Consider the following 11,188-nt stretch of genomic DNA (forward strand, 5'->3'; position numbering starts at 1 on the left):
TGTCCTCACAGCAAGACAAGGCTGGTGACTGTTGCCGCGACGATGGCGGCCACCCAGGTAAGCGGGGCGAAGCGGCTCGCGAAGCGACCTCCGAACGTACCTGCTTGCAAGGCGATCAGCTTGATGTCGACACTGGGGCCGACGACCATGAACACGAGCCGAGCGGTCAACGAGAACTGACTGAAGCTCGCAGCGATGAACGCATCTGATTCGCTGCAGACCGCTAGCAAGACGGCCACCAGCCCAAGCGTGAGGACGCCGCCGACCGGGTTGGTCGCGACGTGGCCCAGCCAGGACCGTGGGAATGCAACGTTGAAGGTCGAGGCGCTCGCGGCTCCGATGACCAGCAGCCCCAGAGTCTGGGACAAGTCGTGCCCCGCTGTGACGACCGCGCGTTGCCACGCGGGACCGTCGCCATGCTGGTGGATGCGCATGTGACGAAGCGGGAGTTCGCGTCCCGTCAGGGACCAGGTCCAGCCAAGACAGAGCGCAACGACAAGCGAGCCCGTGAATCGTGCGATGACGACGACTGGATGGCCAGGAAAGGCGACGGCGGTGGCCGCAAGTACCACGGGATTTATCGCAGGAGCCGCCAAGAGGAACGCGATCGCCGGACCCGCGCGCACCCCTCGCCGGGTGAGGCTGGCCGCTACCGGCACCGAGCCACATTCACAGCCTGGAAGGAGGCAGCCAGCGAGGCCAGCCACCGGTACCGCGAGGACTTGGCTGACTGGAAGGGACCGAGCAAAGAACGACGGCGGAACGAACACTGCGATGACCGTGGAAACCAAGATACCGAGAGCCACGAACGGTGCAGCCTGGACGCAGATAGCTATGAAAATCGTGGTCCACGCTTGCACGGGTGGCCGGCTCAGCTCGAAGCTCAGGCGGAACCTTGCTGCGAGGACGAGGACGAGGACGAGGACGAGGACGAGGAGCAGGAGGAGCAGACAGAGCAGAGCCGTGGAGTCGACTGAAGGTTGTCTGCGGTGTACGGAGCGACGTTCCGAAGTGGACGTCGAGCTAGGAGTGGATCCCGAGCTGTCAGAACCCGTTGAGGGCGGCGGACTAGGCGTCGAAGCCTCAAACTTGGTCACGAGGTCATCGTGTCAACGTCTCAGAGCAGTAACCGGCTTGCTGGCCGGGCTGTGGAGCAGAGGGTTTCACTGTGGACGGCGATCGTGCGCGTCCAGCGTTCGCCGGATTCCGGCTCTATTCAGATTGTCGCCCGGTGCGGCTGGCTCTGACCGACGCTGACCAGGCTGCTTACTGACGACTGATCTATATCCGCGTGTCACTTTGATGTGCTATCGGAGCGCCCGCACGTTCAGGGGTGGTTGAGCGCACGTAGGACGACTAGGTGAGCCCGAGATCAGTCTTTGGCGCTGCGTAACCGAGCGATGTTGTTCTCGTTAGTTTGTGAGAACGGCGCTACGTCGCGACGTACGGTCGGCGTCCCGGTCCGGCGAAACTGTCGGACCCGAGGTCTTGGCTGTCTCTTGAACTGTTCTTAGTTCCAGGAGTGGGCGTTCATCAGGTGTCTTCCCTTCGGGCTTGTTGGTGTGGGGGTGGTGCGGGGTCTAGTTCCAGGAGTGGGCGTTCATCAGGTGTCTTCCCTTCGGGCTTGTTGGTGTGGGGGTGGTGCGGGGTCTAGTTCCAGGAGTGGGCGTTCATCAGGCGTCTTCCTTTCCGGCATGTCGGCGTGCGGGCGACGGAGGTCTAGTTCCAGGAGTGGGCGTTCATCGTGAGTCCTCTCAGATCTGTCAACTTCGTGTCTGTTCAACTTCGTGAAAATGAGGCTTGGGCGAACAGCAAAACGTGAGTAAGGTAAGGCAGGCGTGAAGCAGGGGCCTCAGGCTTCCCGTTGGAAACCCCTTTTCGCGTAGGTATAACGGCAGGCCGAAAGACGAATCTTCGGCTGCGCATACCTTGGGCCAGGGATGTATCAGACGGGTCGTATCGGCCTCCTGCTCTGGTGACAGATTAGTAGTTGGTCGGGTACCGTGCGTGTATCCCGGGGAGAGACTTTTATATGAGGCGCACGCGGTTGACCTACAGCTTGTCACCTTCTGGTGCCTTGCGGAAATGGTCGCTATGGTCCCTCCCTCGCAATATTCGGCTTTTGGTCCTCAGCGTCGACGCCGTGGCGCTCATCACGGCAGTATTCGCGGCGATGTCGTACCACTATTCACGGCAATCCTGGATCAACGTCGCGATTCTCCTTGTCCTCAGCATTGGATTTCAGGAGGTCTCAGGCAAGGTTGAGAAGTTCCGTAACCGGATCGGTTCCACCCGTCACGTGGACATGACATCGGTGTGGATCTTCGCTGCCGTCATCGTCCTGCCGCTGTCGCTGACGTTGCTGTTGCTGATCGCCCTTCGGGCCCATCTCTGGGTCAAGGTCAACAGGCCGGCCTCAAACGCGCCATACCGGTCATTTTTTACTGCTGCAACTATCTGGATCAGTTGTATTTTCGCGCACGAGGTTCTGGCCGCGTTCCCCGATGGCAAGCCGCTACCCTCCGGGTTCCTGGCCATCGCCTCCGTCGTAACGGCGATTTGTGCTTTCACCTTCGCGAACTCAGCCTTGGTCTTCAGCGCCGTCTGGCTTGCCTCGAGGCCAGACTCTTCGCCGCCGTTCAGGACGATCTGGCAAGACTCGTTCCTCGAGATCTCGACGCTGTGCTTGGCCGGGTTGGCGGGCCTGGCGCTCATCTACGAGCCTTGGTTGATCGTGCTCGTAGTGCCGGCGATGGCGATCCTGCAGCGCAGCGTGTTGGTGAAGGAGCTTCAGGAAGCGGCGACCACCGACTCGAAGACCGGCCTGCTGAATGCGCAGGCATGGCATCGAGTCGCGACGGTTGAGCTCGAGCGGAGCATGCGTGCTGACGTACCTGCTGCGCTGCTGATCGTCGATATGGACAACTTCAAACTCATCAACGACACGCACGGTCACCTCGCCGGTGATGCTGTTCTCAAGGCGGTAGCTGACGTCCTCACCGACGAGTTGCGAGCCTACGACTCGGTCGGGCGCTTCGGTGGTGAGGAGTTCGTGGCGTTACTGCCGCGTGTTGACGCGCTGAACGCGCTGGCGATCTCTGACCGCATCCTGCAACGCGTCCGCGACCTGCACGTTGCCACCAGGGACGAGAATGGCCTTGGCATCCGAGACATGTCCGCTTCGATCGGTATCGCGGTTTGCCCCCAGCAGGGTTCAGACGTCGAGGACTTGTTGCACATTGCTGACGCGGCCCTGTACACGGCCAAGCGTGAGGGCCGAGATCGAGTCGAGTACAGCTACATCGGTTAAGGCTCAGCGCCGGACGATGACCGCCGACTGTGCGGGCAGCAGAATCTGATCTTTGCTCAGCGCGAGCGACTCATCGCAGCCGTTGCCGTCGGCAGTGCTCAACAGCAGCTCGGACGCGCCCAACGGGACCGCCTGAGCCTGCGCTGCAAGGTTCGCGACCACCAGCAGCGGGCCCCGGTGAATGGCTAACCACTGCGCCTCCTCGTCGAAATCCACCTGAACACGGTCCAGCCTCGGGTCCCGCAGGGCAGGTTCTGTCATCCGCAATCTGATCAGTTCGCGATACAGCGCCAGCATCGACGCGTGCTGGCCGGTGAGTAACTCCTCCCAACGCAGGTGCGCCTGCTCGAAAGCGGCAGGGTCCTGGGGGTCGATCATTTGCGAGACGTCCCAACCGTGCTCGGCGAATTCCGCGATGCGTCCCTTGCCGGTGGCCTCGGCGAGCTCGGGTTCGGGGTGTGAGGTGAAGAATGGCCAACGAGTTGAGGCTGCCCACTCCTCGCCCATCCAGAGCATCGGCGTGAACGGCGAGGTCAACAACAGCATCGCGCCGACCCGCAGCAGCCCAGGCGGCGTGATCTCGGGCAGCCGATCACCGCACGCTCGGTTGCCGACCTGATCGTGATTCTGCAGGCACACCACGAAATGGAAACCGGGCGTTCGTTCGCGGTCCACTGGCTTGCCATGTTTGCGTCCACGGAACGTCGAGTAGGTCCCGTCGTGAAAGAAGGCGCGCGTCCAGACCTTGGCCAGCGTCGCTATCGACCCGAAGTCACTGTAATAACCCTGACGTTCGCCTGAGAGCAGAGCGTGCAGCGCGTGATGGACGTCGTCATCCCACTGCCCATCGAGACCGTACCCGCCCTGCTCGCGGGCTGTGAACATGACCGGATCGTTCAGATCTGACTCCGCGATCAGGGTCATCGTGCGGCCTCTTGCCGACGACAGCGCCGCTACCCGCTCGGAGAGCTCGGCGAGCAGATGCTTGGGGGATGAGTCCTGCAAGGCATGGACGGCATCGAGGCGTAGCGCGTCGATGTGGAATTCGTCCAACCACATCAGGGCATTGCCCAGTACGTATTCCCTTACGGCGGCTGAGGATTCGCCGTCCAGGTTGACCAAGTCACCCCAGGTGCTGCGTCCGCTCTTGAAGTATGGTCCGTATCTGGGCAGGTAGTTGCCGCTCGGGCCGAGATGGTTGTAGACGACATCGAGCGCCACGGCAAGACCGCGCGCATGGCAGGCGTCTACGAACCGCTTCAGAGCATCCGGCCCGCCGTAGGGCTCGTGAACGGCGTACCAGAGCACGCCGTCATAGCCCCAGTTCCAGATCCCGTTGAACGCGTTGACCGGGAGCAGTTCGACATGGGTGATGCCAAGATCGGACAGGTGATCGAGGCGTTCGATCGCCGAATCAAGTGTGCCCTCAGGGGTAAAGGTGCCTATGTGCAACTCGTAGAAGACTGCTCCCGCCAGTGGCCGGCCACTCCAACGGGCATCGGAACCTGAATGTGCCCATTCGAAGTCATCACCGTAGAACCGGCTGGGCTCGTGTACGCCATGCGGCTGCCAACGTGACCTCGGATCTGGCAGTACTGTCTCGTCGTCATCGAGCAGGAAGCCGTAGTCCGTTCCGACCGTGGCCTCCGGCGAGTCCACTCGCCACCAGCCCTGTTCTGTGCGCCGCATCTCGATGGTCACGGGCCGTGCGCCGACGGCAGATGGCTGCGTGCCGTCAGCCGAAGGTCGCGCGTCGCGAAGCCATAGTCGTACCCGCGATGCCTTCGGTGCCCACACGCTGACCTCAGACACTACGATTCCTCAAGTAATAGCAGGGCTACGGGGAAGTCTGTGAAAATGTCGGCCACGAGGACCTCCCCGCTGAAACGTCGATCGGTCAAGGCATCGGTGTACGAACCGATCGGCAGGATGATCTTCGTCTGCGTCCAGCCACCAGCGATCTCGACACCGACCGGCAGGCGGGTGGCGAGCGTGATCGCGCCGCCGCGGTCGAAGGCGACCAAGTAATCCTGTGCCGGTCCGTCGACGAGCAAGGGCCGGTAATCGTGGAACAACTGCGGTCGATCCCGTCGAGCGTGCAGCGACTGTTTCGTCAGCCAGAACTTCGCTGCCGCCGGGCTCACCGCCGGTTCTATCGTCTTGCAGTCGGCGGCGCTCGTTATGCTTTTGAGCAAACGATTCCTGAGATCGAAGTCGACCGGTCGCCGGTTGTCTGGGTCGACCAGTGAGTCCTCCCACAGCTCACTGCCCTGGTAGACGTCCGGAACGCCCGGCATTGTCAGCTGGATCAGCTTCTGAGACAGCGAGTTCGACCGCCCGTAGGGTTCGAGGCGTGCCGCGAATGAGGTCACGAGCTTGCGCACCTCGGGGTTGTCGTACGCGGCGTCGACCGCTGCATGCACGGCCGATTCGAACGTCGCCTCTGGATCTATCCACCCCGTTCCGTCCGCGGCCTCTCGCATGGCCTTCTGCGCATAAGCGTGCATTCGGTTTCGGTCGATAAGACCGGTTGCCGCGAATGTCTGCCAGAGCAGATAACCGAAAGCGGCGTTGGGGACCGGCGCCAGCTCGAGCAATCGGCGGGCCACTTCCGACCATTCGGCTGGCAACTCGGCAAGAACGGCGATCCGTGCGCGGATGTCCTCGCCACGCTTGGTGTCGTGGGTGGACAAGGTCGTCATCCCTCGCCGAGCCCGCGCAATCCTACGGAGCTGGGCTTGGTGAAACTCCGCTACCCCCGAGCCGAAGGTGCCCGGGTAGCCACCGACTTCGTTGAGCGAGATCAACCGGGAATATCGGTAGTAAGCGGTGTCTTCGACTCCCTTGGCCATGACCGCTCCGGTTACCTGCTGGAAGCGCGCGCACAACTCATCAGCGGGGTCGCTCAACCGCGGTAGCAGGCCGTCTATGGCGCTCGCAAGCTCGGGCCGGCGGGTCTTGGCCAGCTGCGCGGCGTGTTCGAGATGCTCGCTGCCCAGCGGTAGGTAGGACCTGTACACCGGAAAGGCGATTGCAAGTTCGGTGAGAGCCGCCCTGATCGCTGCGTCCTCATCGCTGTTGACCAGGCGGCGGAGCCGACGGATCTCGGCCTGCAGGATCGTCGTTGCAACGAGGCGTTTGCCGTCTGCGATGTGCTGATCGTAATCGCGATCGTCGCCGGTCAGCTCGTGGTAGAGCTGAGTCATCGTGCCCTCGGCCGCCGGATCGACCATCAAGGCGTTGACCTCCGCCAAGGCGTCGTAACCGGTCATACCCGCCACGGGCCAAGACGCGGGCAGGTTCTCGCCGGGTTCGGTGATCTTCTCGACGGTGGTCCACGTCCCGTCCACAGCTTCGGCCAGCGACGAAGCGAGCCTCTCTAAGTAACCACCGGGATCCACGAGACCGTCGGGGTGATCGATGCGGATACCCGTCACGCCGTGCTCGCGAACCCAACGGATTATCTCGGCGTGAGTTGCCTCGAAGACTCGTGGATCCTCGACCCGCAGGCCGGCGAGTTCGGTGACCGCGAAGAACCGCCGATAGTTCTGATCGATGTCGGCACGTCGGAAGTTGACGAGGCGATAGTGCTGGCGCGCGTGCACCGTCGCGGCCGTTTCGCCCGTGAGCTGTGTGCCCGCAGCGATTGGATAGCGGTGCTCGTAGTAGCGCAGCTCGCCGTCCTTCAACTCGAGATCTCGACCTGGATCGAAGTCATCTCCGAGGACCGGGATGAGGATCTTGCCGTCGCCATATGCCCAATCGACATCGAACCAATCCGCGTGGGCGGAGCCGATGCCATGCTGCAGCAGATCCCACCAGGTCACGTTCTGGCTCGCGTCGGCCACGCCCATGTGGTTCGGCACAATATCGACGACCAAACCCAGGCCGGTCGCTCGGCACGCCGCCGCCAGTGCCGCGAGGCCGGCCTCGCCGCCACGTTCCGGATCCACCAGGCTGTGATCGACGACGTCATATCCGTGCGGCGAACCGGCCGTGGCCCGCAGCAGAGGTGAGACGTATACCGCGCTCACGCCTAGATCGACCAAGTAGGCGGTGAGATCGGCCGCGTCGAACAGGGTGAACTCTGCTGTGATCTGAAGCCGGTAGGTAGCGCTCGGTACGGAGGCCAAACCCATCAGTCGGTGCTTTGCAGCACGACGAGTGCACGAGCGGCGACGGTAAGCGTGCCACCGGCGTCGATCGGTTTGCTGTCGGACAGGACGGCCGTCTCGGTGTCGACGACTATCTGCCAGGCGGCGCTGTATCCCGGTCCTGGAAGGGTGAACTCGATGGCTTCGTCATGGGCGTTGAAGCAGAGAACGAACGAATCGTCCACCACTCGTTCGCCACGGGCGTCGCGGTCGGGGATTCCCTGGCCGTTGAGGTATACGCCGACCGAGCGACCGAAGCCGGATCCCCAGTCCTCATCGGTCATCTCGTCACCGTCTGGCGCGAACCAGTCGATATCTGGTTGTCCGACCGTGCCCTTGCGGCGCACCGGCAAGCCGTCGAAGAAACGTCGTCGGCGAAAGACCGGGTGAGCTGCTCGCAGCCCGGCGATCTGGTGAGCGAATTCCATGAGCTCCTGGTCGACGGTGTTCCAGTTGACCCAGGTGATCTCGTTGTCCTGGCAGAAACCGTTGTTGTTCCCTAGTTGTGTCCGCCCCAGTTCGTCCCCATGGGAAATCATGGGCACACCTTGGGAGAGCATGAGCGTGGCGAGGAAGTTCCGTTGCTGGCGGGATCGCAGCGCCAGCACCTGCTCATCGTCCGTCGGGCCTTCGACCCCACAGTTCCACGACCGGTTGTGGCTCTCGCCGTCCTTGCCGTCCTCACCGTTGGCCTCGTTGTGTTTCTCGTTGTAAGAGACGAGGTCGAGCAGCGTGAAGCCGTCATGGGCAGTGACAAAGTTGATCGAGGCCACTGGCCGTCGCGCCGAATGCTCATACAGATCGGACGAGCCGGTGAGCCGGGCCGCGAACTCGCCGAGGGTCGCCGGCTCACCGCGCCAGAAGTCCCTTACGGTGTCTCGGTACTTGCCGTTCCACTCAGTCCATTGAGGCGGAAAGTTGCCGACCTGATACCCGCCGGGCCCGACGTCCCACGGCTCGGCGATCAGCTTCACCTGGCTGACAGTCGGATCCTGCTGGACGAGTTCGAAGAAGCTCGAAAGCCGGTCCACATCGTAGAACTCACGAGCCAAGGTGGCAGCGAGATCAAACCGGAAGCCGTCGACATGCATCTCGGTGACCCAATAACGCAGCGAGTCCATGATCAGCTGCAGCGAGTGCGGGTGTCGGACATTGAGGCTGTTACCGGTGCCGGTGTAGTCCATGTAGTAGCGCTGGTCGTCCTCGACCTGACGGTAGTACGCCGCATTGTCGATTCCGCGCATGCTCAGCGTCGGGCCGAGATGGTTGCCCTCGGCTGTGTGGTTGTAGACCACGTCGAGGATGACCTCGATATCGGCGTCGTGCAAGGTGCGCACCATCGCCTTGAATTCTTGGACCTGGCCGCCGGGTGTACTGCTCGCGGTGTACTTGTGATCGGGCGCGAAGAAGCCGATCGTGTTGTAGCCCCAGTAGTTCGAAAGACCCTTGTCGATGAGCGTCGAGTCGTTGGCGAAGTGGTGCACCGGCATCAGTTCGATCGCCGTCACCCCGAGGTTCTTCAGATGCTCGATCATCACCGGGTGGGCGATCGCTGAGTACGTGCCGCGAATCTCTTCGGGGATGTCGGGGTGTGTCTGCGTCAAGCCCTTGACGTGTGCCTCATAGATGACGGTGTCGGCGTATTCGCGTTTCGGCGGTCTATCCACGCCCCAGTCAAAGAACGGGTTGATGACCACCGACTTCGGCATGCTTGGCGCGGAGTCCTCGTCGTTGAAGCTGTCAGGGTCACCGAAGTTGTAGCTGAACAGTGACTGATCCCACCGGAACCTGCCGTCGATTGCTTTCGAATACGGATCGAGCAGCAACTTGTTCGGGTTGCAGCGGTGACCGTGCTCAGGCTCGTACGGACCGTACACCCGATAGCCATAGCGCTGGCCAGGCTCGACGCCGGGCAGAAACGCGTGCCACACGAAGCCGTCGACCTCGGGCAGCGCGACACGGGTCTCGACGCCATCACGGTCGAATAGGCACAGTTCCACCCGCTCTGCGACCTCACTGAAGAGGGCGAAGTTGGTTCCCGAGCCGTCGTATGACGCACCGAGGGGATATGCCTTGCCTGGCCAGAGTTGCATCCCGCCAGTGTCCCGTGTCGGTGTTTCTGGCATCTTGTCAGGTATGACCGGAGCCGTCTGAACCGGTTTGCTATCGGCGCTGAAGTCCGCGCCTGATTGGGGTTTGGTGGATTTCTGGGTCGTGCGGGTAGATCTCGTAGACGCCATCTCAGAGCGACCCGTCCCGTTCCGAGGTCGTTCTCGGCCGGGTCGTCCACACTGCGATGGTGAAGTCGGCGTCGCTGACTCGAGTCTGTCTTGGCAGACCGAGGATGCTGTCCAGCAGACCGTGCAGGGTTTCGGTCTGCAGCGTCCGGCCGGGGAAGTGGTGCTGCCAATGGCAAGCCAGTACCGTGGCGTCGGCGTCCAGGCTGTCGAGGACAGCGTCAGCCATGGTGGCCCACTCGGAAGCTTCGGCCATCGATCCGATCTCATTGAGGACGATGAGGTCGAACTTCTCGCCCCGAGGCCAGTCATCAGGCAGATGGCGGTGGTCGACAGTTACGTTGGACAGGTGCGACGTTCGATTCCGGGTGGCAGTCACGTTGTCGCGGTAGCCGTCGACTGCGAGCAGTCGCTCGCTTCGCCGTGCCAGGTCCGGGGTTAGTTCGCCTTGGGAACAGCCAGGCTCGAAGGTCGAGACGTAGCGGCTGTTGGGCAAGGTGGCGAGCAGAAGATCGCGTTTGCGCTGGGCATGCCAGCCGCTTCGCATGTGCCAAGGATCTTCGCTGGCAGCAAAGAGATCGTTCAGATGCTGCAGATCAGTCATCGTCATGTCGCCTTCGTCACGAGTCTGTACTAGGCAGGTGACGGCTCGGGGGACTTGAGCGTTACCTGCCGGGAACAAAGGCCAAACTCTGTCTTCCGGCTAGCTGCTGAACCGTGCTCACAACACTACCTCGATCAGGGACCGAAGGTCAGCCAGCGATGCTGCTTTTGCGTTGTCTGCTGCATTTGTGCCATGGCGGTCTAGCGCGTTGTTGGTTTTGGCGGTGGTTTGGGTGGCTGGGACTCAAGATCGGACCAGTGCACGTGCATTCGGTGAGGGTCGGTGCGATCAATCGTGACGGTGAGGGTCTGGCCAGGTCGCGGCCAGCGATGGGCCGGAGGGTGGCAGCGATGTGTGGCCGAGGCGGGCTTCATCTCGGCGGAGATCAGGACGCCGCGAATGACGCACTTGCCGCCGACGCTCTCGGCGGCCGCGGTGCATTCCGAGACGTACAGATGTGCAGGCATCGGCGCCGCGATGCCGGCGTCAGCCGCCGCGGCACTCATGACGGCCGTAGCGGTTCGGCTCGACATCATCGCTGATAGTCGCCGCCGGAACTTGCTGGGAGAAGTGTTGAACACGCTCATCAGACGCCGTCTTGCCGCGGTCATGACGCATGCTGCTCAGGTTCGCTGTTACCTCAAGACTTGCTCAAGACTCGTGGGCGGAAATTGTCGTCCGGAAAGCTCGATATGTCGTTCTGGTCAGGGCGCCTGATAACGGATAGTCACCGGCGATCCCCCGATGAACAACCCATCGGAAAATCAACGTTCGGGTCGAGCCTCGGCTTTGACTAGTGGCTATGCGCACTGAGTTGCGTCGGTTCGCAAGTGGGCGTACGTTCCCGTTTCCGTAAGCGGATTTAACAACCTCTCCAGGGAGG

At 62.2% G+C, this 11,188-nt stretch carries 7 protein-coding genes; 1 reads left to right on the plus strand and 6 read right to left on the minus strand.

Annotated features, from left to right (window positions below):
- Positions 1 to 5: 5 nt before the first annotated feature.
- A complete protein-coding gene (locus ACSMXN_RS00340; RefSeq protein WP_022916116.1) occupies positions 6 to 1,097 on the minus strand; it encodes a permease in 1,092 nt (363 codons plus the stop codon).
- A 1,046-nt stretch (positions 1,098 to 2,143) separates the two neighbouring features.
- Between ACSMXN_RS00340 and ACSMXN_RS00345 the strand changes: the two genes are divergently transcribed.
- Complete coding sequence (locus ACSMXN_RS00345; RefSeq protein ID WP_196811417.1) at positions 2,144 to 3,310, plus strand: GGDEF domain-containing protein; 1,167 nt, start codon at positions 2,144 to 2,146, stop codon at positions 3,308 to 3,310.
- Positions 3,311 to 3,313: 3 nt separating this feature from the next.
- Here the strand turns inward: ACSMXN_RS00345 and treZ are convergent, their stop codons facing one another.
- The 5 genes from treZ to ACSMXN_RS00370 form a co-directional block, all read right to left on the minus strand.
- Positions 3,314 to 5,122, minus strand: coding sequence for a malto-oligosyltrehalose trehalohydrolase (treZ, locus tag ACSMXN_RS00350; protein WP_022915051.1), 1,809 nt, complete (start codon positions 5,120 to 5,122; stop codon positions 3,314 to 3,316).
- Positions 5,122 to 7,449, minus strand: coding sequence for a malto-oligosyltrehalose synthase (gene treY / locus ACSMXN_RS00355; protein WP_022915050.1), 2,328 nt, complete (start codon positions 7,447 to 7,449; stop codon positions 5,122 to 5,124). The genes treZ and treY overlap by 1 nt, the downstream gene beginning before the upstream one ends.
- The gene (gene glgX, locus ACSMXN_RS00360; RefSeq protein ID WP_022915049.1) at positions 7,449 to 9,557 is read right to left on the minus strand and encodes a glycogen debranching protein GlgX; all 2,109 of its coding nucleotides are present in this window, start codon (positions 9,555 to 9,557) and stop codon (positions 7,449 to 7,451) included. Before glgX ends, treY begins: the two co-directional genes overlap by 1 nt.
- Positions 9,558 to 9,705: 148 nt before the next feature.
- Positions 9,706 to 10,305: an SAM-dependent methyltransferase gene (locus tag ACSMXN_RS00365; protein WP_196811416.1), complete on the minus strand. Its 600-nt coding sequence runs from the start codon at positions 10,303 to 10,305 to the stop codon at positions 9,706 to 9,708.
- Positions 10,306 to 10,505: 200 nt separating this feature from the next.
- Positions 10,506 to 10,916: a hypothetical protein gene (locus ACSMXN_RS00370; protein ID WP_022915047.1), complete on the minus strand. Its 411-nt coding sequence runs from the start codon at positions 10,914 to 10,916 to the stop codon at positions 10,506 to 10,508.
- Between the last annotated feature and the right edge of the window lie 272 nt (positions 10,917 to 11,188).

Source organism: Parajatrophihabitans canadensis (assembly GCF_053764775.1).